The 25,533-nt window shown below is 48.5% G+C and carries 23 protein-coding genes and 1 other annotated feature; of the genes, 14 read left to right on the top strand and 9 right to left on the bottom strand.

Annotated features, from left to right (window positions below; all coding sequences use genetic code 11):
- Positions 1-74 precede the first annotated feature (74 nt).
- From rsmG to rpmH, 8 genes are all read right to left on the bottom strand, one after another.
- A complete protein-coding gene (rsmG, locus tag Q6A92_RS01720; protein ID WP_332236822.1) occupies positions 75-782 on the bottom strand; it encodes a 16S rRNA (guanine(527)-N(7))-methyltransferase RsmG in 708 nt (235 codons plus the stop codon).
- Positions 783-803: 21 nt separating this feature from the next.
- Positions 804-2,693, bottom strand: coding sequence for a tRNA uridine-5-carboxymethylaminomethyl(34) synthesis enzyme MnmG (mnmG, locus tag Q6A92_RS01715; protein ID WP_332236821.1), 1,890 nt, complete (start codon positions 2,691-2,693; stop codon positions 804-806).
- Between the two features lie 71 nt (positions 2,694-2,764).
- Positions 2,765-4,144 carry a tRNA uridine-5-carboxymethylaminomethyl(34) synthesis GTPase MnmE gene (mnmE, locus tag Q6A92_RS01710; RefSeq protein WP_332236820.1) on the bottom strand — a complete coding sequence of 460 codons (1,380 nt, stop codon included), beginning with the start codon at positions 4,142-4,144 and terminating at the stop codon, positions 2,765-2,767.
- Positions 4,145-4,575: 431 nt separating this feature from the next.
- Complete coding sequence (jag, locus tag Q6A92_RS01705) at positions 4,576-5,199, bottom strand: RNA-binding cell elongation regulator Jag/EloR (protein ID WP_332236819.1); 624 nt, start codon at positions 5,197-5,199, stop codon at positions 4,576-4,578.
- A complete protein-coding gene (gene spoIIIJ, locus Q6A92_RS01700; RefSeq protein WP_274399167.1) occupies positions 5,196-5,975 on the bottom strand; it encodes a YidC family membrane integrase SpoIIIJ in 780 nt (259 codons plus the stop codon). The genes jag and spoIIIJ overlap by 4 nt, the downstream gene beginning before the upstream one ends.
- 42 nt (positions 5,976-6,017) lie before the next feature.
- Positions 6,018-6,254 (bottom strand): membrane protein insertion efficiency factor YidD, encoded by a 237-nt coding sequence (yidD, locus tag Q6A92_RS01695; protein ID WP_274399168.1) that lies wholly within the window; start codon positions 6,252-6,254, stop codon positions 6,018-6,020.
- 2 nt (positions 6,255-6,256) lie between these two features.
- Positions 6,257-6,610 (bottom strand): ribonuclease P protein component, encoded by a 354-nt coding sequence (rnpA, locus tag Q6A92_RS01690; protein WP_274399169.1) that lies wholly within the window; start codon positions 6,608-6,610, stop codon positions 6,257-6,259.
- 105 nt (positions 6,611-6,715) lie between these two features.
- Positions 6,716-6,850 carry a 50S ribosomal protein L34 gene (gene rpmH, locus Q6A92_RS01685; RefSeq protein WP_188803355.1) on the bottom strand — a complete coding sequence of 45 codons (135 nt, stop codon included), beginning with the start codon at positions 6,848-6,850 and terminating at the stop codon, positions 6,716-6,718.
- Between the two features lie 718 nt (positions 6,851-7,568).
- Here rpmH and dnaA point away from each other — a divergent pair.
- From dnaA to Q6A92_RS01615, 14 genes are all read left to right on the top strand, one after another.
- The gene (gene dnaA, locus Q6A92_RS01680; protein WP_274399170.1) at positions 7,569-8,993 is read left to right on the top strand and encodes a chromosomal replication initiator protein DnaA; all 1,425 of its coding nucleotides are present in this window, start codon (positions 7,569-7,571) and stop codon (positions 8,991-8,993) included.
- A 236-nt stretch (positions 8,994-9,229) separates the two neighbouring features.
- Positions 9,230-10,372, top strand: a complete 1,143-nt coding sequence (gene dnaN, locus Q6A92_RS01675; RefSeq protein ID WP_274399209.1) for a DNA polymerase III subunit beta — start codon at positions 9,230-9,232, stop codon at positions 10,370-10,372.
- A gap of 126 nt (positions 10,373-10,498) precedes the next feature.
- Positions 10,499-10,720: a S4 domain-containing protein YaaA gene (yaaA, locus tag Q6A92_RS01670; RefSeq protein WP_274399171.1), complete on the top strand. Its 222-nt coding sequence runs from the start codon at positions 10,499-10,501 to the stop codon at positions 10,718-10,720.
- A gap of 14 nt (positions 10,721-10,734) precedes the next feature.
- A complete protein-coding gene (gene recF, locus Q6A92_RS01665; protein ID WP_332236818.1) occupies positions 10,735-11,859 on the top strand; it encodes a DNA replication/repair protein RecF in 1,125 nt (374 codons plus the stop codon).
- 5 nt (positions 11,860-11,864) lie between these two features.
- Entirely contained in the window at positions 11,865-12,128 is a 264-nt protein-coding gene (gene remB, locus Q6A92_RS01660) for an extracellular matrix regulator RemB (protein WP_274399173.1), read from the top strand.
- 59 nt (positions 12,129-12,187) lie between these two features.
- Positions 12,188-14,107, top strand: a complete 1,920-nt coding sequence (gene gyrB, locus Q6A92_RS01655) for a DNA topoisomerase (ATP-hydrolyzing) subunit B (protein ID WP_274399174.1) — start codon at positions 12,188-12,190, stop codon at positions 14,105-14,107.
- Positions 14,108-14,210: 103 nt separating this feature from the next.
- Positions 14,211-16,739: a DNA gyrase subunit A gene (gyrA, locus tag Q6A92_RS01650; RefSeq protein WP_274399175.1), complete on the top strand. Its 2,529-nt coding sequence runs from the start codon at positions 14,211-14,213 to the stop codon at positions 16,737-16,739.
- Between the two features lie 24 nt (positions 16,740-16,763).
- Entirely contained in the window at positions 16,764-17,849 is a 1,086-nt protein-coding gene (locus Q6A92_RS01645; protein WP_332236817.1) for an HD-GYP domain-containing protein, read from the top strand.
- A gap of 228 nt (positions 17,850-18,077) precedes the next feature.
- Positions 18,078-19,544 carry an IMP dehydrogenase gene (guaB, locus tag Q6A92_RS01640; protein WP_274399177.1) on the top strand — a complete coding sequence of 489 codons (1,467 nt, stop codon included), beginning with the start codon at positions 18,078-18,080 and terminating at the stop codon, positions 19,542-19,544.
- A gap of 111 nt (positions 19,545-19,655) precedes the next feature.
- A complete protein-coding gene (locus Q6A92_RS01635; protein WP_332236816.1) occupies positions 19,656-20,999 on the top strand; it encodes a D-alanyl-D-alanine carboxypeptidase family protein in 1,344 nt (447 codons plus the stop codon).
- Positions 21,000-21,193: 194 nt separating this feature from the next.
- The gene (gene pdxS / locus Q6A92_RS01630) at positions 21,194-22,078 is read left to right on the top strand and encodes a pyridoxal 5'-phosphate synthase lyase subunit PdxS (protein ID WP_274399179.1); all 885 of its coding nucleotides are present in this window, start codon (positions 21,194-21,196) and stop codon (positions 22,076-22,078) included.
- A gap of 13 nt (positions 22,079-22,091) precedes the next feature.
- Positions 22,092-22,667: a pyridoxal 5'-phosphate synthase glutaminase subunit PdxT gene (gene pdxT, locus Q6A92_RS01625; protein ID WP_274399180.1), complete on the top strand. Its 576-nt coding sequence runs from the start codon at positions 22,092-22,094 to the stop codon at positions 22,665-22,667.
- A 49-nt stretch (positions 22,668-22,716) separates the two neighbouring features.
- Positions 22,717-22,936: a binding site (T-box leader), on the top strand.
- Positions 22,937-22,980: 44 nt separating this feature from the next.
- Positions 22,981-24,270, top strand: a complete 1,290-nt coding sequence (gene serS / locus Q6A92_RS01620; protein ID WP_274399181.1) for a serine--tRNA ligase — start codon at positions 22,981-22,983, stop codon at positions 24,268-24,270.
- Positions 24,271-24,318: 48 nt separating this feature from the next.
- On the top strand, positions 24,319-24,465 hold the full coding sequence (locus Q6A92_RS01615; RefSeq protein ID WP_274399182.1) for a hypothetical protein: 147 nt from the start codon (positions 24,319-24,321) through the stop codon (positions 24,463-24,465).
- 62 nt (positions 24,466-24,527) lie between these two features.
- Here Q6A92_RS01615 and Q6A92_RS01610 read toward each other — a convergent pair whose 3' ends face one another.
- The gene (locus Q6A92_RS01610; protein ID WP_274399183.1) at positions 24,528-25,187 is read right to left on the bottom strand and encodes a deoxynucleoside kinase; all 660 of its coding nucleotides are present in this window, start codon (positions 25,185-25,187) and stop codon (positions 24,528-24,530) included.
- Positions 25,188-25,533: the final 346 nt, after the last annotated feature.

Raw genomic sequence — 25,533 nt, 5'->3', positions numbered from 1 at the left:
TCTGACCCAATTATTACTTCGCTGAAAAAATAATAAATCCTGCAAAAATAACGATCCGTGTTCCACGTGAAACATTATAAAGGATTTTTTGCCGGAATACCCGGTTTTCTCGGATATTTATGGGGAGTCTCACCTATTTTCCTTATAAAGAAAATATTGCGGCGGCTGTCTTCTTCCGGAAGAACAAGTGAAACCTTTCTATCCAATTTTCCCCCTAACAGATCAATGGCATGACCGGCCAGTTCCAGCTCTTCTTCTGATCGCGGCCCTTTTAACGCAATAAACTCGCCGCCAGGCAAAACCAAGGGCAAACAGTACTCACTGAGTACCGAAAAGTTAGCAACCGCGCGGGCAATCACGACATCAAAGCTCTCCCGCTTCCCCGCTTTACGTGCAAAGTTTTCGGCACGATCATGGCAAAGCGTGACCCCGCTCATTTGAAGCGATTCAGTCAAAGCCTGCAGAAAGATCAACCTTTTATTAAGTGAATCGACAATCGTCAGTTCCATTTCTGGAAACAGTATTTTCAACGGAACTCCCGGAAAACCGGCTCCGGATCCAACATCGCAAATGTGAAGCGGGCCCTGGAAAGAAAAGTAGAAGCTCGGAGTGAGTGAATCGTAAAAGTGCTTGACGGCTACTTCTTTTTCATCCGTTATTGCCGTCAGATTCATTTTTTTATTCCATTCAATCAGTTTCTGAAAATAAATGTCAAACTGTCCCTTTTGTTTTTCAGACAAATGAACGTCTTGTTTTAAAAGGATCTGTTCCAGCAGCTTCATAGCATCCTCCATGGATTGGGATCAGCCTGTTTTTCTGGCAAGCCTTCCCTGTTCAAGATAAACGAGCAAAATAGCAATATCGCTCGGATTGACACCGGAAACCCGAGAAGCCTGTCCAACAGATAACGGCTTAACCTGACTGAGTTTCTGCCTCGCTTCCGTGGCCAGTCCGCCGATCTGATCATAATCCAGATCTTGGGGAATTTTTTTCTTCTCCATTCTTTTCATTTTCTCAACCTGTTCGAGCTGTTTATTAATATAACCTTCATACTTTATCTGAATCTCCACCTGCTCGCCGACTTCATCAGACACCGTTTCGCTCCGTGGAAGAAGACCGGCGACATCACGGTAAGTCAGCTGCGGACGTTTTAACAATCGGTCCGCCTTCATCGGTTCCCTGATCGGTGCGGCTCCTCTGCTTTCAAGCAGCGCCGTGACTTCTTCAGAAGGTTTGACCGTCGTCAGCGCAAAACGATCGCGCTCCTTTTGAATCTGCCGCTTTTTAACAAGAAACCGGCGATATCGTTGTTCCGATATCAGACCGATGTCGTGGCCCAATTCCGTGAGCCTGAGATCAGCATTATCATGACGAAGAAGCAAACGGTATTCGGCACGCGATGTCAATAAACGATAAGGCTCTTTTGTTCCTTTGGTCACAAGATCATCGATCAGGACGCCGATATATGCCTGTGAACGGTCCAGTATCACCGGGTCCATGCCCAGCACCTTTCTTGCAGCATTGATACCGCCCATTAAGCCCTGCCCCGCTGCTTCTTCGTATCCGGAAGTCCCGTTGATCTGTCCGGCCGTAAAAAGTCCGCGGATCTTCTTGGTTTCAAGAGAAGGCCAGAGCTGGGTCGGCACAAGGGCATCATATTCAATGGCATAGCCCGGACGCATCATTTCCGCATTTTCCAGACCCGGAACTGTTGCAAGCATTTTCCGTTGAATTTCTTCCGGCATACTTGTCGAAAGGCCGTCAACATAGACTTCGCTTGTTTCCTTTCCTTCCGGCTCCAGAAACAGCTGATGACGGTTTTTATCGCTGAAACGGACAATTTTGGTTTCAATGGAAGGACAGTATCTTGGGCCCGTGCCGACAATAACACCCGAATAGATCGGCGAACGGTCCAGATTCTCATGAATAATTCTGTGGGTTTCCGGATTCGTGTAGGTCAGCCAGCACGGAATCTGATCTTTTACATACTCAGTCGTATCATAGGAGAAAGCGAGCAGAGCCTCATCGCCGGGCTGAATTTCCGTCTTCGAATAATCAATCGTCCGCCCGTTAACACGCGGCGGAGTTCCCGTTTTAAAACGGACAATATCAAAGCCGAGCGCACGGAGATTATCTGCCAGCCTGACGGAGGCCTGCATGTTATTAGGCCCGCTTTCATATTGAAGCTCTCCGATAATGATTTTTCCCTTTAGATAGACACCCGTCGTTAAGACAACGGACCGGGCACGATATTCCGCACCGGTTGCGGCAACAACGCCCTTGCAAATCCCGTCTTCAACAATCAGTTCTTCTACCATCCCCTGGCGGAGCGTTAGATTTTCTGTCTCTTCAATCGTTTTTTTCATTGCCCGCTGGTAAAGCTGCTTATCGGCCTGGGCTCGCAGCGCGCGGACCGCCGGACCTTTTCTGGTGTTCAGCATCCGCATCTGAATGTACGTTTTATCAATATTATGGCCCATTTCACCGCCGAGCGCATCAATTTCCCTGACAACAACGCCCTTCGCCGGACCTCCTACCGAAGGATTGCAGGGCATAAAGGCAATTCCCTCCAGGCTGATTGTCAGCATCAATGTCTTGGCTCCCATCCTTGCCGCCGCGAGTCCCGCCTCGACACCGGCATGGCCGGCTCCGACAACAATCACGTCATAGTCACCGGCTTGATATCTGTTCATTTTGTCATCCTCCTTCAGCTGTTATCACGAACATCTATTTTAAGCCGATACGGCTAAATAACCGCCGGCATTTATTTTCCAAGGCAAAACTGCGAAAAAAGCTTATCAATCAAACTGTCGTCTACTGAATCACCGATAATTTCTCCAAGGATATCCCACGTCCGCTTTACATCAATCTGAACAATATCAACGGGGAATCCCTGCTCTGCGGCTGCAATGGCATCCGATATAGCCGACCTGGCCTGCTTTAATAAAGCGATATGACGAGTATTGGAAACATAAGTTTCAGTCTGTGCCTGTGCACCTCCGCTAAGAAAAAGCGAAGCAATCACCTGTTCCAGTTCTTCAGTTCCCTTATCCTGCAAAAGCGAAGTACGGATAACGGGACGGCCGGATACAAGCCGCTGCAGTTCATCCGCCGATACATGCGATGGAAGATCCGTCTTATTTAAAATAATAATTGTCTGTGTATTCCCGATCATGTCAAACAAACGGCGATCATCAGCAGTCAATTCTTCATTGTTGTTCAGAAGCAGGAGAATAAGATCGGCCGACTTCAACGCTGCCTGCGACCGCTCGACTCCGATTTTTTCCACAATATCTTCTGTTTCTCTAATACCTGCCGTATCGACAAGTTTCAGCGGAACACCCCCGACATTGACATATTCCTCAATCACATCGCGGGTTGTCCCCGGAATATTCGTCACAATGGCTTTATTCTCATGGACGAGATGATTCAGCAGAGATGATTTCCCGACGTTCGGTTTTCCGATAATCGCCGTCGACAATCCTTCCCTCAATATCTTTCCCTGCTTCGCCGTCGAAAGGATTCCGTCGATTTTTTTTTCGACCCGGGACGCTTTTTCAAAGAGTAGTTCCCCCGTCATGACTTCAGCATCGTCGTATTCCGGATAATCAATGTTGACTTCAACCGCGGCAAGCATGTCGAGCAGTTCATCCCGGAGTTTACGGACCAATCCGGAAAGCTTCCCTTCTATCTGGCTCATGGCCACATTCATGGCCCGGTCGGTCTTCGCGCGGATCAGATCCATGACGGCCTCGGCCTGAGACAGATCGATTCTGCCGTTCAGAAAAGCCCTTTTTGTAAACTCGCCGGGCTCCGCCATCCGCACATTCTGATCCAGAACCAGGCTGAGTACCCTATTAACGCTGACCAGTCCGCCATGGCAATTGATTTCAACAACATCTTCCCGAGTAAATGTTTTGGGTTTCTTCATCACTGAAACCATGACTTCCTCAATTGTACGGCCGGTTTCCGGATCGACGATTTTTCCATAATGAATGGTATGGTTCTTTACTTTTGTCAGGGACGCTTTCCCTTCAAATAATCGATCCGCTGCGGGAATCGCCTCAGGTCCGCTGAGACGGACAATACTGATCGCACCCTCTCCGATCGGAGTCGACACGGCAGCAATTGTATCATAATCCAATTTTATCACCCCTTCCCTTAGAAGTCCTCTATTCAACCATACCCGGAACGGATTCAAAATAAATTCAGTTCAAAGCAATTATTTCTGTGAAGCAAACCTTTACCCGGTAAAAACAGCAATACCCGTCTGAAAAGTCGGCTGCCCGGTTAAACAAACTCTGCTGAGCAAATATCTAAGAAACGGCACCGGTTCATTGTTTGTTCCCGGTAATCTATCAAACCGTCACGTCGTCACATTTTATTTTTCAAATAAAACGGAAATTACTCAGTGTGCACTCTACAGATGATCGGAATTATTTTCCGCTGTCCCCCCGTTACCGTTACGATCCCAAGAAAAAATTCAGCGGTTCCACCAGCATAATCAATCCACAGACTAAACGAAAGATAAAAGAAAAAAGCGCGCAAATAGGCGCGTTTTTCTTTCACCGATCACTAATTATCTGAAAGAGCGACTGTCACGTAACGGCGCGGTTCTTCACCGAATGAAAAGGTCTCCACTTTGCTGTTCCCGGCAAGTTCCGAATGAATGATTTTCCGCTCAAAAGACGGCATCGGTTCAAAACGGTAGGCTTTTCCGGTTTTTGCAACCCTCTCCGCTACACGGTCGGCAAGAGAAATCAATGCCTTCTTCCTTGTCTCGCGATAATTTTCCGCATCAAGGATCAGCGTCATCCGATGATCGGAATTTTTATTGACGACAAGATTCGCCAGATACTGCAAGGCATTTAAGGTTTGGCCGTGCCTGCCGATCAGCTGCGAAACATCCCGTCCGACAAATTGACAGCGGCAGATCCTTCCGCTTTTGTCACTGACCTGAATATGCGCCGAGATATCCATTTTCTCGATCAGATTTCTCAGAAAATCGATACCCGAATCAAAGGGCGTTTTTTTCAAAGTGACACTCACAAGTGCTTTCCTTGATCCGATTCCGAGAAAACCGCCCCTCGGTCGTTCGATTACCGTGACTTCTACCTGATCGACGGTCGCATTAAGTTCCTCGAGGGCTGAAGATACAGCCAGGTCAACTGTCTTCCCATATTTCGAGACTTCCCTCACTTTTTCTTAGCGCCTCCGGATTCCGTTCTCGCCTGTGAAATATCCTTCTTCTCATAAATAAAATAAGTCTGGAATATCATGAAAATGTTTCCGACAACCCAGTAAAGAGCCAGAGCCGATGGGAAATAAAGAGCAGGCACAGCAATCATTATCGGAAAAACATAGGTCATCATCGCCATCTGAGGATTGGAGTTGCCCATTCTGCCAACCATAATCTTCTGCTGCAGAAATGTCGACAAAGCGGCAATGATCGGCAGAATATAAAATGGATCCGGCGCCCCGAGCTGAAACCACAGGAACGACTGTTTCTTGATTTCCCATGTCCGCATGATTGCCTGATAAAAAGCAAAAAGAATCGGCATCTGGATCAGCAGCGGCAGACAGCCGGAAAGCGGATTGACCTTATTCTCCTGAAAAAGTTTCATCTGCTCTTGCTGCAGTTTTTCCTGAGTAGCCCGGTCTTTAGAGCTGTACTTTTCCTGCAGGGCCTTGATTTTCGGCTGCAGATCCTGCATGGCCTGCGAGCTTTTCACCTGTTTTGCCATGAGCGGCAGCAGAACAAGCCGGACAATGATCGTCGTAATAATAATGGCAATGCCGTAACTGTCCCAGAACATATGAGCAACATAGATGATAAACTCCGACAGCGGATATACAAAATACCTGCTCCAGAATCCTGTACTCTGAGCATTAATCGGTTGATTCACATTCGAACAGCCCGCCAGCAAAACAGCCAGCAAAATCAAGATGCCCACCACAGCTCTTTTTTTACGCAAAACGCTACCTCCTCGATAGGTCCCGAACGATATTTTAAATTTTTACGGTTTTTCTCTATTCGTGTCTTTTCCGGGAACAGGATCGAACCCGCCCGGATGAAAAGGCTGGCATTTCAGCAGACGACGGACGGTCAGCCAGCCCCCTTTAAAAACGCCGAACCTGTCAAATGCCTCCACGGCATACTGCGAACACGTAGGATAAAACCGACAGGTCGGAGGTGTTAAAGGAGAAATAAATTTTTGGTACAGCCGAATTAAAAAAATAAAAATATATTTCATCGTCAAACATCCCTATTACTCAATATGGCACCCGCTTTTTTTAACACGTGAACCAGACTGTCCTGCATTTCCTGATGAGACATCGTTCGGACCGGAAGGCGCGAGATCACAACATAATCATTGCCAAGTTCCAGTTTGTCCGATAAATTTCGAAATATTTCCTTAATGTTCCTTTTAATATGGTTTCGCATAACGGCATTTCCCATCTTCTTGCTGACCGACAGTCCGAGACGGATATACGGCCGTCCGGTCTGCTTAAGCACATAGACGACGAACTGGCGATTGGCGAAAGACCTGCCCCTGTCAAAAACCGACTGAAAATCTTTATTTTTTTTTAATCTTTTCAACGTCTTCATCTTGTCCCTCCATAATGGGACATACCTTTTTCATAGACAGCATACAAATATTATACAAATGTAAAGGCCTGTGTAAAAAAGACCACTGTAGGTCTCACAGTGGCCTTATGCAGACAGAACTTTTCTTCCCTTGCGCCGGCGGTTTGCCAAGACTTTACGGCCGTTTGCCGTTGCCATGCGTGCGCGGAAACCATGCACCTTTTTTCTTCTCCGATTATTAGGCTGAAAAGTACGTTTCAATGATATTACACCTCCTAGCAAAACAGGAAAAACCAGTCTTATTAATTATAAGGACCCATCATCCAAAAGTCAAACAACGCGGATCCGTTTTCTCCTTCATTCAGTCGACAAACTGTGCATAATTTCGAGCCGCCGTTCGCTTTTTTCCACCGATTGTCGACATCTTTTTCACAAATTATCAAGCTGTGAACAACTTTCCCGTGCATAGTTATCCGTCTGTGGATAACATTTGCAAAGCATTGCTTTGCCTGCAATTTTTTGATATGATCATACTGCTTTAATTGTGCAAACAGTTTGTTTATCAACCGTTTTTTCCACAGGCTGTGGATAAAAATGTGGATATTCATAAACAGCCGTTTCTTCTTTTATCCACAGCTCGGTGATTATTGTTGACGATTCTTTTTTTTATGACAAAATCAACCTTATTTACTTTTTCTCTTTGTGGATAAATAACTCGCGCAACAGAATCGCGAGTCGCAAAGGCCGGGCAGTCCGCCGTATGGTGCGGCGCTTTGTTCCGGCCCTTTGCGCTAGTTTTGCTGTTTTTTGTGCTTTCTGAAAGAAAAGATACCGCTTACCAGAGAGGGACGAAAAATGTCCCATAAAAACTCTGCTTTCGTGTCAGCCACAGACAGATGATCATTTTCAGCATCCTCTTAAAGCACAAATAGAGCACAAAAAACATGCTTCAATTTTTCAAAAGGGGGGCCGCCAGGCATTGGATAATCTTAAAGAAATATGGAACCAGGCACTTGCGATTATAAAGAAAAAACTCAGCAAGCCCAGTTTTGAAACTTGGCTGAAAGAAACACAGGCCCAGTCAATAAACGGACAGACAGTCATCATCAGTGTCCCCAATGAATTTTCCCGCGACTGGCTGGAAGAGCACTATTCCAGGCTGATTTCCGATATTCTTTACAACATCACAGGTGTCCATTACAATGTCCAGTTTGTTATCCCGCAAAAAAGGTCCGGCGAAACCGAAAAACCGGGGCCGCCGAAAACAAGAAAGAGTGATCTAATGAATCCCAGGCCGCAGAACGGCTACTCGGACAATGCAGGCCGTTTAAACCAAAGCACTCCGAGACGCATCGAAGAATTGAACAACAGTATGCTCAATTCAAAAAATACATTTGAAACATTTGTTATCGGTTCGGGAAACCGCTTTGCCCATGCCGCATCGCTGGCCGTTGCCGAAGCCCCGGCAAAAGCTTATAACCCGCTGTTCATCTACGGCGGTGTCGGGCTGGGGAAGACCCATTTAATGCACGCGATCGGGCATTACGTAATCGAACACAACCCGGCCGCGCGGGTTGTCTATCTTTCTTCCGAAAAATTTACGAACGAATTCATCAACTCGATCCGCGACAATAAAACCGTCGAATTCCGAAACAAATATCGCAGTGTCGATGTGCTACTTATCGACGATATTCAGTTTCTCGCCGGGAAAGAACAGACTCAGGAGGAATTTTTTCACACGTTCAATGCACTGCATGAAGAATATAAGCAGATCGTCATCTCAAGCGACCGGCCGCCGAAAGAAATTCCGACGCTTGAAGACCGGCTTCGTTCCCGTTTCGAGTGGGGGCTGATTACAGATATCACGCCGCCCGATCTCGAGACGCGGATCGCCATTCTCCGGAAAAAGGCCAAAGCGGAAGGCCTCGATATTCCGAACGAAGTCATGATTTACATTGCCAATCAAATTGACACAAATATCCGTGAACTGGAAGGTGCGCTGATACGCGTCATCGCCTTCTCATCCCTGAACAATCAGGATATCAATGTCGATCTGGCCGCAGAAGCGCTAAAAGACATTATTCCTTCGTCAAGGCCGAAGACCATCACGATACAGGATATACAGATGACTGTCGGAGAAGAATACAGTTTGAAACTGGAAGACTTTTCCGCAAAGAAAAGAACTAAGTCAATTGCTTTTCCGAGGCAGATTGCTATGTACCTTGCCCGCGAACTGACCGATTACTCTTTGCCGAAAATAGGGGAAGAATTCGGAGGACGCGATCACACCACGGTCATTCATGCTCATGAAAAAATAACGAAGCAGCTTGCGTCCGATCGTGAGCTGCAGCAGAAAATCAACAGCCTCATCGACCGTCTCAAAGCGCCGATTAAGACACAATGAACATTTGAAAAGAGATCGTCGTTCACAGGGTGTGTATAAGTCCGGTATCATGCTGCGGCTTTGTTCACATTTTATCGACATGTGAATAACCCGGATTTAGAACTTTGTCGGTGTTATCCACATGTTCACAAGCCCTACTGCTGTTATGACTATTTTTAATTACTTTTTATAAATAAACACTGGGGGAAATAATCATGCAAGAAACGGAAGACACGAACCGAAATACAACACTCGCTATGAAATTTACAGTTCGAAAAGACAAACTGGGCGATGCTGTCAATCGTGTGATGAAAGCGATTTCCACAAAGACAACTGTGCCGATCCTGACAGGTATTAAAATAACGGCCGGTTTAGACGGAATAACATTGACCGGCAGTAATTCCGACATTTCGATTAAATCTTTTATTCCCGTTGAGGAAAATGACAGTGAAAATGTGGTCATTGAATCGACCGGGAGCATTGTCCTCCCTTCCCGCCTTTTTTCCGAGCTGGTCCGCAAACTTCCCGCTGAACAAGTACTGATTGAAGCAGACAGCCGCCTGATCGCAAAAATCACATCGGGAAAAGCCGAATTCAGCCTGAACGGACTGGATCCCGACGAATATCCGAATCTTCCGGTCATTAACGAAGGCGACGTCATCAGCATCAGAAAAGATCTTCTGAAAGATCTGATCAGGCAAACGGTTTATGCAGTATCCGTCTCGGAAACCCGTCCCGTACTGACCGGCGTAAAATGGACGATTCAGAACGGCAGACTGGATTGTGTGGCGACCGACAGCCATCGTTTAGCGCAAAGATCGGCCTCCATTGACATTCCAAACGAAACGGAAGCTTTTAACATCGTGATCCCGGGGACGAGCCTGAACGAATTGTCGAAAATACTTGACGATGACAATGACGAAAAAAATGTCGATCTGGTCATTACTGCCAATCAGGTCCTTTTTAAAACGCATAATACGCAGTTTTATTCACGGCTTCTGGATGGAAATTATCCGGACACAAGCCGGCTCATCCCAAAAGACAGCAAGACAACGATGACGCTCGCAACAAAAGATCTTTATCATTCAATTGAACGGGCCTCGCTTCTGGCAAAAGAAGAACGGAACAATGTCGTCAAATTGCGGGCGGAGGGCAATCAGGTTGAGATTTCATCCCAGTCGGCAGAACTCGGCCGTGTTTTTGAAACGTTAAACTCGGAAAGCTTCGAAGGAGAAACTCTGCATATTTCCTTCAGCGCGAAATTCATGATGGATGCGCTTAGTAAAATAGATGCACAGAACGTCAAAATTTTTTTTACGGGGCCGATGCGGCCGTTCATTATCCGTCCGATCGGCGACGAAGGGATCCTGATGCTGATCCTGCCGGTCAGAACATTTTAACGTAGGTATCCGAAAGGCCCGGCAGAAAAACTGCTGCCGGGTCTCGCCTTTTTTACTGCCGGCCTTCCCTGCTGCTTTTTTAAGAAGGCGAATACCTGATTTTACTGACGAAAAGAGGCGGAAATGATGAATAAAGTAGCATTGGACGAGAAGGAAGACTTTATTACGCTTGGGCAGCTCCTCAAATACACAGGAACGATTCAGATGGGCGGCGAGGCTAAATGGTTTCTGATGAACCATGAAGTTTATGTAAACGGCGAACGTGAGATGCGCAGAGGAAAAAAATTGCGCGAAGGCGATCGGATTAAAATTGCGAAAACGGGCGAATTCGTCATCGGCAGGCAGTAAGGGGGCACCCCGGCTTGAAACTGGAATCTATAGAATTGACAAATTATAGAAATTACAGCCATCTGTCGCTGTCATTTTCTGATTCCGTCAATATATTTCTGGGGGAAAATGCTCAGGGAAAAACCAATCTTCTGGAAGCGATCTATGTATTGGCGATTGCCAAGTCTGCAAGAACGGCTCATGACAAAGATTTAATCAAATGGGATAAAGAATATGGTAAAATAAAAGGTAAAATAACAAGACACGGCGATACGGTCCCGATGGAAATTGTTATCTCAAAAAAAGGGAAAAAAGCAAAGGCAAACCATCTTGAGAAGCGCAGGCTGAGCGAATATGTGGGCATCTGCAATGTGGTCATGTTCGCTCCCGAGGATCTGAATCTCATTAAAGGCAGTCCGGCGATCCGCAGGCGTTTCATCGATATGGAGATGGGACAGATTGCGCCTGTTTATATACATGATTTAGGTGAATACCTGAAGGTGCTTCAGCAGAGAAATGCACTGTTAAAAGATTTTTCACGCCATGCCGGCAGTTCCGGCGCTCTGCTGGATATTCTGACTGAGAAACTGATCGAACTTGCTTCCGGAATCGTCATGCGCAGGCAGGCATTTGTTTCCGGACTGAACAAATGGGCAATCGAAATTCATTCGGATATCAGTCACGGCAGAGAACGTCTTTCAATTGCTTATCATTCCTCGGTCCGTGACGTATTAGAAAACTGTGATCGGTCAAAAATAGTTAATGCCTATGAGGAAACTTATGAACGGCTGAAAAAGAGAGAGATTGAAAGGGGATTGACGCTGATCGGCCCGCACCGCGATGATCTGCGATTCCGGATCAATGACCGTGATGTCCAGACATTCGGCTCACAGGGCCAGCAGAGGACGGCGGCCCTCTCAGTGAAACTTGCAGAGCTTGAGTTGATCAGGCACGAGGTGGGCGAATATCCGCTCCTTCTCTTGGATGATGTGCTGAGCGAGCTCGATGATGCCAGAAAAACACACCTGCTCGGCGTATTTAAACAAAAGGTGCAGACGTTTGTCACGACAACATCCGTTGCCGGGCTCGACCGGAGCCTATTGGATCGTGCGGCACTTTTTCAGATTCATCAGGGAACAGTAGAATCATTGAAAGGCTGAGGCCAATGTATGTCCATCTGGGCGAAGGGATGGTCGTTGATTCAAGTGAAGTCATTGCTGTATTTGATTATCAAACCATAAAAGACGCGGAAATGAATCAGAAAGTTTTTTCCAGCCAGAAGAAAAACGGAACCTGGGTGCAGAATGCGGACCGTCCTGCTAAATCTGTCGTTTTGACCGAGAATAGATGGTACGTGTCCCCCTTTAATTCCGCTACAATCAGGAAAAGGATCGGATCAGCTTTCTCCCTTCTGAAAAACACGAAGTAGAAAAGCCGGGAATTAAGAGGCATTCTGTGTCTGATGATACCAAGTTAGGTGGGGTATGGATGAAGGAACAACGTGATGTAAATCAGTCTTATAACGCCAGCCAGATTCAGGTCCTCGAAGGACTCGAAGCCGTCAGAAAAAGACCCGGCATGTATATCGGCACGACCGGTGAAAGAGGGCTGCATCATCTTGTATGGGAAATTGTCGACAACTCGATCGATGAAGCGCTTGCCGGCTACTGCAGCCATATTCAGGTCATCATTGAGCATGACGGCAGTATCACGGTGATGGATGACGGCCGGGGGATTCCTGTCGATATTCAGAAAAAGGTCGGCCGGCCCGCAGTGGAAGTCATCATGACCGTCCTTCACGCAGGCGGAAAGTTCGGAGGCGGCGGATATAAGGTGTCCGGCGGCCTTCACGGCGTCGGCGCCTCGGTAGTCAATGCACTGTCGACCACTATGTGGGTCAAGGTCTACCGCAACGGCCACATTTATTATCAGGAATATCATCGCGGCAAACCGGCCGAAGACCTGAAGGTGATCGGAGACACCGACCGTACAGGGACGACGACCCACTTTATTCCCGATCCCGAGATTTTCAAAGAGACGACCCGTTTTGATTACGATACGCTGCGCACCCGCGTCAGAGAACTGGCTTTTTTAAATAAAAATATTCGTATTTCGATTGAAGATAAACGGGAGAAAGACAAAAAAGAAACGTTTCATTTTGAGGGCGGCATCCGTTCCTATGTTGAATTTCTCAATCGTTCAAAAGAAGTTCTTCACCAGCCGATCGACCTTGAAGGCGAAAAGGACGGAATTAAGATTGAAATCGCACTGCAGTACAACAGCGGTTTTTCAAGCCAGCTTTATTCCTTTGCCAATAATATTCACACTCATGAAGGCGGGTCGCATGAATACGGCTTTAAAATTGCCCTGACCCGCGTCATTAACGATTATGCCAGGAGAAACCAGCTTATTAAAGGCGCCGACCAGAATCTGAGCGGAGACGATGTGCGCGAAGGTCTGACTGCTATCGTCTCGATCAAACATCCGGATCCCCAGTTTGAAGGCCAGACGAAAACAAAGCTGGGCAATCCGGAAGTCAGGACCATTACCGATACATTATTCTCGGAAGCATTTTCAAGATTTCTGTATGAAAACCCGGATGTCGCGCGGCTGATCGTAGAAAAGGGCATTGTCGCGTCGAGAGCGCGGACCGCGGCCAAAAAAGCCCGTGAACTGACGAGGCGCAAGAGCAGTCTTGAAAGTGCCTCGCTGCCCGGCAAACTGGCGGACTGTACATCGCGGGATGCCAGCATTTCTGAGCTGTATATTGTGGAGGGCGATTCGGCGGGCGGCTCGGCAAAACAAGGCCGCGACCGGCTGTATCAGGCGATACTGCCGCTGAGAGGGAAAATATTAAATGTAGAAAAGGCGCGGCTGGACAAGATTCTGTCCAATGCCGAAATCCGCGCGATGATTACCGCACTCGGTACGGGCGTCGGTGAAGAATTCAAACTGGAAAAAGCACGGTATCATAAAATTATTATTATGACTGATGCCGATGTCGACGGCGCACATATCCGTACCCTATTGTTAACGTTCTTTTACCGGTTTATGCGGCCGCTTCTGGAAAACGGATATGTTTATATTGCCCAGCCGCCGCTGTATCGCGTCCAGTACGGAAAAAACCTGCAGTATGCTTACAATGACCGGGAATTGGAGAAGATTCAGAGCACTCTTCCTGAAAACGTAAAACCGGTCCTGCAGCGTTATAAAGGTCTTGGAGAAATGAATCCCGAGCAGCTCTGGGAAACAACGATGGATCCGGGCAATCGCGTCGTGCTCAAAGTGAATCTGGAAGATGCGATTGAAGCGGATCAAATATTTGAGATGCTGATGGGCGACCGGGTGGAGCCGAGGCGCGACTTTATTCAGGAGAATGCCCATTACGTTCAGAATCTTGACGTCTAACGGGATACGCCTGTAAAGCGGGTCGGCGTTATATGAGTGCGTGGATTGAGCTTGTCCCGCAGGCCGTGGGACGGGTCAGTGTTATCGCTAAGGAGGAAAAAAGATGGCAGAGCAAGATGAATCAAGGGTCAGGCCGGTCGATATCGGGCATGAGATGCGCACGTCGTTTCTTGATTATGCAATGAGTGTCATTGTCAGCCGTGCGCTGCCCGATGTTCGGGACGGACTCAAACCGGTTCATCGGCGGATTCTTTTCGCCATGAATGAACTGGGGATCACTGCCGACAAGGCCTATAAGAAATCGGCGCGAATTGTCGGAGAAGTGATCGGCAAGTACCATCCGCACGGCGATTCTGCGGTCTATGAATCGATGGTGCGGATGGCGCAGAATTTCAGCTATCGTTATGAACTTGTGGACGGTCACGGAAATTTCGGTTCGGTCGACGGCGATCCGGCGGCGGCGATGCGCTATACCGAGGCGCGCATGTCGAAAATATCCATGGAAATGGTCCGTGATATCCGCAAGGATACGATCGATTTTCAGGATAACTATGATGGATCGGAGCAGGAACCGGCCGTGCTTCCCTCGCGTTTTCCAAACCTGCTGGTAAACGGAGCCTCCGGTATTGCCGTCGGTATGGCAACGAATATCCCGCCGCATCAGCTCGGCGAAGTGATTGATGCCGTACTTGCCCTCAGCAAGGATCCGGAAATCCGTGTGGAAGAACTGATGCAGTATATCCCGGGTCCCGATTTTCCGACAGGCGGCCTGATCCTGGGGCGGGAAGGAATCCGGCGGGCGTATCGGACGGGACGCGGATCGATTATCGTCCGGGCCAGAGTTGAAATCGAGGAACATCCGAGCGGCAAGCAGAGCATCGTTGTTACCGAATTACCCTACCAGGTCAATAAAGCAAAGCTGATCGAACGCATTGCCGACCTGGTCAAGGAGAAAAAGCTCGACGGCATAACCGACCTGCGCGATGAATCGGACCGGAGCGGCATGAGAATGGTCATTGAAGTCCGCCGGGATGCCAATGCCAATGTACTGCTGAACAATCTGTACAAACATACCGGCCTTCAGACCAGCTTCGGCATCAACCTGCTTGCTCTGGTCGACGGCAGGCCGCGTATTCTGAATCTGAAAGAGTGTCTCCACTATTATCTGGCTCATCAGGAGACCGTGATCCGGCGGAGGACCCGCTTTGAACTGAAGAAGGCGGAAGCAAGGGCTCATATTCTCGAAGGTCTGCGGATTGCTCTCGATCACCTGGATGAAGTGATCGCCTTGATCCGCGGTTCGAAAACGGCGGATATCGCCCGAAGCGGATTGATGGAAAGTTTTGCACTGACCGAGGAACAGGCACAGGCGATCCTTGATATGCGCCTGCAGCGGCTGACCGGTCTCGAACGTGAAAAAATCGAACAGGAATATGCGGAACTGATCAAGAAAATTGCCGAACTGAAGGCCATTCTCGCCGATGAACAGAAAGTCCTGCATATCATCCGAAAAGAATTGCGGGAGATCAAGGAAAAGTATAACGATAAACGCCGTACGGAGATAACGGTCGGAAGCGATCTTTTTGAAGATGAAGATCTGATCGAGCGTGAGGACATCGTGATTACCGTTTCTCATAACGGCTATGTCAAACGGATGCCGGTCGGAGCATATAAAAGTCAGAATCGCGGCGGCCGCGGCATTCAGGGCATGGGTACTAATGAAGACGACTTTGTCGAGCATCTTTTTCAGACCACGACGCATCATCGGGTGCTCTTTTTTACGAACAAAGGAAGAGTATTTCAGCTTAAGGGTTATGAAATTCCCGAACTGGGCAGGACGGCAAAGGGGATTCCGATCATCAATCTGATTCAGATAGAGAAAAATGAATATGTTACGGCGTTTTTTCCGATCGAAGACTTTGATGATGCTCATTATCTTGTTTTTCTGACGAAAAAGGGCATTACGAAACGATCCCCTCTCTCCGACTTTTCCAACATCAGAAAAGGGGGCCTGTTTGCCGTCACAGTGCATGATGAGGACGAATTAATCGCTGTCCGGCTGACGGACGGCAAAAGAGACCTGATCGTCGGTACGAAAAAAGGGATGGCAATTCGCTATAATGAAAATGATGTCCGATCAATGGGCAGAAACGCGGCCGGCGTCAAGGCAATCACACTGGAAGCGGGAGATGAAGTCGTCGGCATGGGTATTGCCGGCGATGACAACGACGTGCTGATCGTGACGGAAAAAGGGTTCGGCAAACGGACTGCCTGCAGTGAGTACCGGAAACAGACGCGCGGCGGAAAAGGTCTTAAAACATGCAATATTACTGAAAAAAACGGCAATCTGGTTGCTCTTCGGACGGTTGAAAAGGATGAGGATCTGATGATTATGACCGCCAACGGCGTTATTATCCGGATGCCGGTCTCCGGAATTTCGAAGTTGGGGAGAAATACAATGGGCGTCACGCTTATCCGTGTCGATGAAGGAGACAGCGTGTCGACCATTGCCCGCATTCAAAAGAACGAAGAAGACAATGGGGACGCCCTGCCGAAGGACGATCCCGGCGACAGCGGGGAAGAAGAAGAAAATCCGTCGGAACAATCGCAGCAGCAGGATAAAGAACCTTAATCTTTAGAATGTGAGGAAAACAGCATGCTGGTGAAAGCGAGCGAACTGGAAGCAGGCTATGTACTGAAAAAAGACGTTTACGCCAAATCGGACAAGCCGCTGATTCGTTCGGGCACTGTTCTGGAAGACGTGCATCTGGCCTTCCTGAAAGCATTCCTGATCGACAGCGTCGAAGTGGAAACAAAAACAGTCTCGGGCCGGACGCTGCATACGGGCAGAGATAAGCCGGACAGACCCGCGGAAACATCCGATCCGGAAAAACCGACGGGCAATGCTTCGGACGATAAATATCAGACGGCTGTTTCTGCCTACCGTTCGTTTTTTAGACAATGGCAATCCGGTTCGGGAATCAATATCGGGGCATTCAGGAAGGCTGTGATGCCGCTTCTTGCGGATTCTCTTAATGATCCGATCTGGATTGCCCGTTTTCTTTTGAAACGGACAATGATTCGCAGCAGAGCGGATCGAAGCGTCACGATGGGATTTCTTTCCGCTTTTCTTGGGAAAAAGCTCAGTTTTTCCCAGGGAGACGTCTATCAGATCGGGCTGGCGGGCATGCTCGCCGATTGCGGTCTGGCCAAACTGCCGCCCTCCGTCCTGAATCAAGAGGAAAACAGCACGGTAAAAGAGCGGCTGCTGTATGAAAGACATGTCACGGACAGCTACAAAATGCTGAAAGATGTTCCAAGTTTGCGGAAAGAAACGTTGCTCGCTGTCATCCAGCATCACGAGCGGGAGGACGGAAGCGGCTATCCGCTCCGGTTGAACGGCGAACGGCTCAGCTCTTTCGCGAAGGTACTGGCGGTCTGCGACAGTTTTCTTCATTATGCGGCAGCGAGCCCGGAAAACGGGGGGCCGGTACGGATACTTGACCGTCTCAGGGAGGCCTCTTATGGAAAATTGTCCGGATATCTTCTGGATAAATTTTGCGATGAGGTGATGACTCTTTTCATCGGTTCTAAAGTCGTGCTGTCGGACGGCCGGGAGGGAAAAATTATTTTTATCCCTGCCAAAACAGCAACGCGTCCGCTCATCCGTCTGGAAAATAACGAGGTCATCAGTCTTACCGAAAAGAGACGGCTCAGTATTGACCGGATTGTGACCGGTTGATCACGAATGCGTCAAGCGATTCCCATGCGGATGCCCGGCCCGTTTCCGGTCTTTTTTGTTCCGCTTTCAAAGGGAAACGGCGGAACAGCGTAAAATTTGCCGAATCGGAAGCCGTTGTTAGAAAAGTACAACTTCGTTTAGTCTTCTTGACAGTCGTTTGTCCAGTTGATAAGCTAACAATAAAAATTTCGGGTAGTGAAGACAATTATCTATGGGGGTAAAACGTTCATGCGAGAAGACAAATTTGCAAAAGAATCACTGACTTTTGATGACGTATTGCTGATCCCTGCCGAGTCTGAAGTTCTGCCCAGGGACGTCTCCGTAAAAACCGCGCTGACGAGTACGCTTAAGTTAAATATACCGATTATCAGTGCCGGGATGGATACGGTGACCGAAACAACGATGGCGGTTGCTATGGCCAGGCAGGGCGGCATGGGTGTGATTCACAAAAATATGTCCATTGAGGAGCAGGCGGAACAAGTAGACAAAGTCAAAAGGTCAGAGAGCGGCGTTATCACGAATCCCTTCTTTTTGACTCCGGACGATCAGATTTTTGATGCGGAACACTTAATGAACAAATATCGCATTTCAGGCGTTCCGATTGTCGACAATAAGAAGGAGCGGCATCTAGTCGGCATCCTGACAAATCGCGATATGCGGTTTGTCAAAGATTACTCCTCACGAATCGGCGACATGATGACAAAAGACAATCTGGTCACGGCACCGGTCGGTACGAGCCTGAGCGAAGCGGAAGAGATATTGAATCGCCATCGGATCGAAAAACTGCCGCTTGTCGACCGCAACGGCGTCTTAAAAGGGCTGATTACAACTAAAGACATCGAGAAAGTCGTTGAATTTCCAAATTCGGCGAAAGATGAACACGGCAGACTGCTGGTTGCGGCTGCCGTCGGTGTCACTTCGGATGCTCTGCTGCGTGTCGAAAAACTTGTCGAAGCCGGGGCGGATGCACTTGTCATTGATACGGCGCACGGCCATTCAAAGGGCGTGCTGGAAAAAGTCGCCGAGATTCGTAAAGCCTATCCGAATATTAACCTGATTGCCGGAAATGTAGCCACTGCGGAAGGGACAAGGGCGCTGATTGATGCCGGCGTAGATGTCGTCAAGGTCGGTATCGGACCGGGATCGATCTGTACGACCCGTGTTATTGCCGGTGTCGGCGTCCCGCAGATTACGGCGGTCTATGATTGTGCCAATGAGGCGGACAAGCACGGCATTGCCGTTATTGCGGACGGCGGTATCAAATACTCGGGAGACATTGTGAAAGCACTGGCGGCGGGCGGCAGCGCAGTGATGCTGGGCGGACTGCTGGCCGGCGTCGATGAAACGCCGGGAGAAACTGAAATTTATCAGGGCCGGCAATTTAAAGTCTATCGCGGCATGGGTTCGGTAAGCGCCATGGAGCACGGCAGCAAGGACCGTTATTTTCAGGAGAATCAAAAGAAACTTGTCCCCGAAGGCATTGAGGGGCGTGTTCCTTACAGAGGAAAACTGGCGGATACGATCTATCAGCTGATCGGCGGGCTGAGGTCCGGTATGGGATATTGCGGAACAGCGACGATACAGGATTTGCGCAATCAGGCCAGATTTACAAGAATTACCAACGCCGGTTTGCTGGAAAGCCATCCTCATGACGTGCAAATTACGAAAGAGGCACCGAACTATTCTATTAAATAATTAAACACATAATATATTTTTTACGAGACGAGCTGTTTCGCCTCGGTTTTCTATGTCTTTCGTTCATCGCGGGATCGGGATGAAGCGTGAAACCATTCGGGGGTGTAGGGGTTGAATTTCAGTAAACGGCTGCATCGTTATGCAGTGACAGGTCTTGTTTTTATTCTGGCGCTGGTGCTGGGCCTTCAGAGTCTGCCCGCTTCTACGGCAAAAGCGGCGGATACGCTCGGCATTCAAGCTAAATCCGCTATTCTCGTCGACTATAACAGCGGACAGATTTTATACGAAAAGAATGCGGATCAGGTATATCCGCCGGCCAGCATGACCAAGATGATGACCGAATATCTGGTGATGCAGGCGCTCCATAATAAAAAACTGACATGGAATACGAAAGTGTCGATCAGTAATTATGCTTATCAGATTTCCCAGAATCGTACGTATTCCAATGTTCCGTTAAGGATGGACTATCAATATACCGTCAGAGACCTGTATGAAGCGATGGCCATTTATTCGGCAAACGGAGCGGCCATTGCTCTGGCTGAAAAAATTGGCGGTTCAGAGAAAAATTTTGCCAATTTAATGAATCAGACAGCCAAAAAACTCGGCATGACCAATGCTCATTATATTAACAGTACCGGGCTTGAAAACGCCGATCTTGGTAAATTCGCGACTGAGGGCGGCGCGAACGGCGCCAACGAACTGTCGGCGCGGGATATTGCTAAGCTGGCTTATCATGTGATTAAAGACTATCCCGAAGCACTGAACATTTCAAAGGTTCCGGTCAGGAATTTTACGGCCGGTGTCGACTCCCCTATCCAGATGGTGAACTGGAACTACATGCTTCCCGGACTTGGATCGAACATGAAACAGTACACATACGAAGGCGTGGACGGGCTGAAAACCGGTCATACCGATCTTGCCGGCTATTGCTTCACCGGTACGGTGAAGCAGAACGGTCGCCGGCTGATCAGTGTTGTCATGGGGACCGATTCCGACGGTCAGCGTTTCGAACAGACAAAAACGTTATTTGATTACGGCTATCAGCAATTTTCTAAAAAAGCCGTTGCCCGTAAGAATCAGCCGATCCCCAATCAGAAGGCTGTTGCCGTCCGTAACGGCAAGGCGGGAACAGTGAAACTTGCTTTTGGAAAATCGATGAATCTCATGGTAGCGGATGGAGAAAACCCGAACGTCGCATTCCGGGTTACGCTTGACCGTTCAAAACTGGACAAAAACGGACAGCTGGAAGCTCCGGTCCAAAAAGGCGAACAGATCGGCTATGCCACGCTTGCAACGAACGGAAACACTGCGTACGGGCATTTATTTGCGAATGACAATAAAATTCCGGTCGTGGCCGCCGAGCAAGTGGATCAAAACAGCTGGATTGTCCGGATGTTTCAAGGAATAGGCAGTTTCTTTGCGGGAATTTTTTCATGGATCGCCGGCCGTTTTTGAGAAAAGTAATTTAAAAGAGCAGTAGACGCGGAATCAGGAGATTATTTGACATCAATCTTCTGATTTTCTCTTAATCTGAAGTGAAAAAATAGTCAAAATATCTCCAAAATATAGTTATTCACTATGAATTATTGTACACTAGAGTTACCCGAATTCGAAAGGAAATTTTTAAGGCTGAAAATGGAGGAGTAGTCATGGCTGAAAAAGGTACAGATAAAGTTAAAAGAGGCATGGCCGAAATGCAGAAAGGCGGCGTGATCATGGATGTGGTCAACGCCGAGCAGGCCAAAATCGCGGAAGAAGCGGGCGCTACCGCTGTAATGGCGCTTGAGCGCGTACCGTCGGATATCCGCAAAGCAGGCGGCGTCGCACGGATGGCCGATCCGACGATCGTTGAACAAGTCCTGAATGCTGTTTCGATCCCGGTTATGGCGAAGGCGCGTATCGGGCATATCGTTGAAGCACGGGTGCTTGAGGCAATGAAGGTCGACTATATAGATGAAAGCGAAGTGCTGACGCCGGCAGACGATGTGTATCACATTGATAAAAAAACCTTCACGGTGCCTTTTGTCTGCGGCTGCCGCGATCTGGGTGAGGCGGCGCGCCGGATCGGCGAAGGTGCGGCGATGCTCCGGACAAAGGGCGAACCGGGAACCGGCAACATTGTCGAAGCCGTCCGTCACATGCGTCTTGTGAACAGTCAGGTGCGCAAGGTTGTCGGTATGTCGCCGGATGAATTAATGGTCTATGCAAAAGAATTGGGTGCGCCTTATGAAATCCTTCTTCAAATTAAGGAGGCCGGACGGCTTCCGGTTGTCAATTTTGCGGCCGGCGGCGTGGCAACGCCGGCAGACGCTGCACTGATGATGGAGCTTGGAGCCGACGGTATCTTTGTCGGATCGGGCATTTTCAAATCGGAAAATCCTGCAAAATTTGCCAAAGCAATTGTTGAGGCGACAACTTATTACAAAGATTATGAGCGCATTGCAGAACTTTCAAAGGGTCTTGGTGAACCGATGAAAGGAATTGATATGGGTACGCTTACGCCTTCCGAGCGGATGCAGGACCGCGGGTTATAAGGTGGTTCAAGCGATGACGACAAAAATCGGCGTTTTGGCGGTTCAGGGAGCAGTAAGCGAGCACATTAAAGCACTGAAGGCATCAGGCGCAGAAGCATACACGATAAAGAGCATCCGGGATCTGGAAGGCCTTGACGGGCTTGTCCTTCCCGGCGGAGAAAGCACAACCATGCGCCGGCTGCTGGACAAATACGGACTCTTTGAAGCCATCAAAGATTTTGCGGCGGACAAGCCTATTTTCGGTACGTGCGCAGGATTGATTTTGATGGCAAAAAAAATCGAGGGGCAAAAGGGTCCTCATCTCGGCCTGCTCGACATCGATGTCAGGCGTAATGCTTTCGGCCGTCAGGTTGACAGCTTTGAAGCCGATCTGGCAATCAAGCATGTGGCCGACCATTACGATGGCGTCTTTATCCGGGCTCCGTATATTAAAAGTGTCGGCGCTGGCGTTGAGGTGCTTGCAACTTATCAGGATAACATTGTTGCCTGCCGTGAGGGGCGGTTCCTCACATGTGCCTTTCATCCGGAGCTGACCGATGATTTGCGGATGCACCGTTATTTTGTTCAAATGGTTGAGGAAACTGTCTGACTGCTTGCATTTTTTCCCGGCTTATTGTAAATTTTTATTAGTGAAAAATGTGAACTTGATGACGGGAACAATTAGTGACGAGGTCCTTGCAAAGAGAGCCGCAGACGGTGGGAAGCGGTGAAGGGCACGGCATGAATCCGTCCCTGAGAGAAATGCTGTCGGACAGGCATAAACGGATCGTTTCCGTTATCAATGATCAAGCGGCTTGTGAGCTCTTGAAAGATCATAAGCAATTTGGGTGGCAACGCGGGTTAAATCTCGTCCCTTGGTTTAGACAGGGACGGGATTTTTATTTTAGGGAGGCGCAGTGACGATGTTAGACATGAAACTTTTAAGGGAACATTATAATGAAATCGAAAGGAAGCTGAATAAAAGAGGCGAAGACCTCAGCGATTTCAAAAGATTTCCGGCATTGGACGAGAAAAGACGGATGCTGATTAATCAGGCTGAGGCTCTGAAGGCGAGACGCAATCAGGTATCGGCCGATGTGGCAGCGAAGAAACGGGCGAAAGAAGATGCCCGGGATCTGATTGAAGCGATGCGCGAGGTCAGTGCTCAGATCAAGACGCTCGACGGCGAGCTGCACCGGATTGAAGACGAACTGCATCAGGTCATGCTTTCCATACCGAATATTCCTCATGAAAGCGTACCGCTCGGCGACGGTGAAGAAGATAACCAGCCGATCCGCTTCTGGGGGGAACCGCGAAAATTTTTATTTGAACCGAAGCCGCACTGGGACATTGCAACCGGCCTCGATATCCTTGATTTTGAACGTGCGGCCAAAGTAACCGGCAGCCGCTTTGTCTTTTACAAGGGACTCGGAGTACGTCTGGAACGTGCACTGATCAGCTTTATGCTGGATCTTCATACGGAAAAACACGGCTATACGGAAATGATGCCGCCGTACTTGGTCAACCGCGACAGCATGACCGGCACCGGACAGCTGCCGAAGTTTGAAGAGGACGCTTTTAAAATCGCCGACGACCGGGATTATTTCCTGATCCCGACAGCGGAAGTGCCGGTGACGAATTATTATCGTGACGAGATTTTAAACGGCGACGATCTGCCGATTGCCTATGCGGCGTACAGTGCCTGTTTCCGTTCAGAGGCGGGTTCGGCGGGACGCGATACACGCGGAATCATCCGCCAGCACCAGTTCAATAAGGTCGAACTGGTCCGCTTCGTCAGGCCGGAAGATTCATACAATGAACTTGAAAAACTGACCGGACATGCGGAAGAGGTACTGCGGCTGCTGAATCTGCCGTACAGGGTTGTCAGCATATGTACCGGGGATCTCGGGTTCACGGCGGCAAAGAAATACGACCTGGAAGTCTGGATACCCAGCCAGGACACGTATCGTGAAATATCATCATGCAGTAATTTTGAAGATTTCCAGGCGAGACGGGCCAATATTCGGTTCAGGCGCGAGCCGAAAGCAAAACCTGAATATGTCCACACTTTAAACGGATCCGGTCTCGCTGTCGGGCGTACAGTTGCGGCGATTCTGGAAAATTACCAACAGGAAGACGGCAGCATCCTGATTCCCGAAGCGCTTCGCCCGTACATGAAGAATCTTGAAAAGATCACGGCGGCAAACAACTGACGACGGATTGTGAAAAATTGATCGTAATTCGAGGAGGCGGAAAAAACGATGCCCTTTCATCAGAGAGTGGATAATGAAGCAAGGCTGACGCGAATGATCGAAGACCTGGGTATTACAATAAACACGGGGAAGCCCCGGAAGGAAAAGCAGGATTCCGATCCGAAAGAAAAAAATAAGGAAAACGAAAAGAACTGAATGAAAAGCCGCGTGCTGAGAGAGATGCTCTCCCCACGCGGCTTTGTATTCTCGGGTTCTTTTTATCGCTTTTTTCCCGCTTCGCTTGCCAGCTTCTCCTCAATCAGCGGAATGACGGAATCCAGCGAATCGGGATGGTAAATAAGGTCATAATCATCAATATCAATCTTCAATACCGGACATGTGTTGAAATGGGCAATCCACTGTTCGTAACGTTGAAACATTTCCTGCCAGTAGCTGACCGGCGTTTCTTTTTCTGATCCCCGTCCGCGGGAACGAATGCGTTTTATTGTCGCGTCAAGCGATCCGTGCAGATAAATCAGGAGGTCGGGATGGTGAAAATAAGGGGTCATCACCATGGCATCGAACAGCGATGTATAGGTACGGTAATCTGCTTCGGACATCGTCCCTTTTTCATAATGCATCCTGGCAAAGATGCCTGTATCTTCATAGATTGACCGGTCCTGAACAAATCCGCCCGGCCAGGCGTCCATACGCTTGTTCTCTTTAAATCGTTCGCCAAGAAAATAAATCTGGAGCTGGAAGACCCAGCGTTCAAAATCTTTGTAAAAAGCATCAAGATAAGGATTTCCGTCAACTTTTTCGAGAGAGGTCCGAAAGTGCAGACGCCCGGCCAGAGCCCTTGCAAAAGTCGTTTTGCCGATACCGACCATACCTGCGACTGAAATGAGACACTTCGACGGTAACTGACTTGGATTCATAAATAGATTCGCCTTTCTGAAATAAAAATAGCCGCTTTGTTTTCGCTTAAACGGCCGCAGACAGAGAACATACATACGTTCCTTTCAGTTTATCATGTCCTCCTGAATTTGAAAAGAGGACGGAAGACAGCCTGTCCGCTTTGTTATACGGACACGATAAATGACCGTTACGTTATTAAGATATCCGGCAGAGCCGGTTTCACCCGTCTGATTGAATAAAGACGCGAAAATGGAGAAAAAATGGAAACGGCATAATGATACAAACGGGATGCCGATGAAGAATGCCAATGTATCGGTAAAGTATCCGGTTACAAAATGGCTAAATTTATTTGACACCGGGTTGAAG

The organism is Sporolactobacillus sp. KGMB 08714 (genome assembly GCF_036598985.1).
Classification (GTDB): Bacteria; Bacillota; Bacilli; order Bacillales; family Sporolactobacillaceae; genus Sporolactobacillus.
Note: the sequence above shows the minus strand (reverse complement) of the source record. Positions and strands in the feature narration are given on the sequence as shown.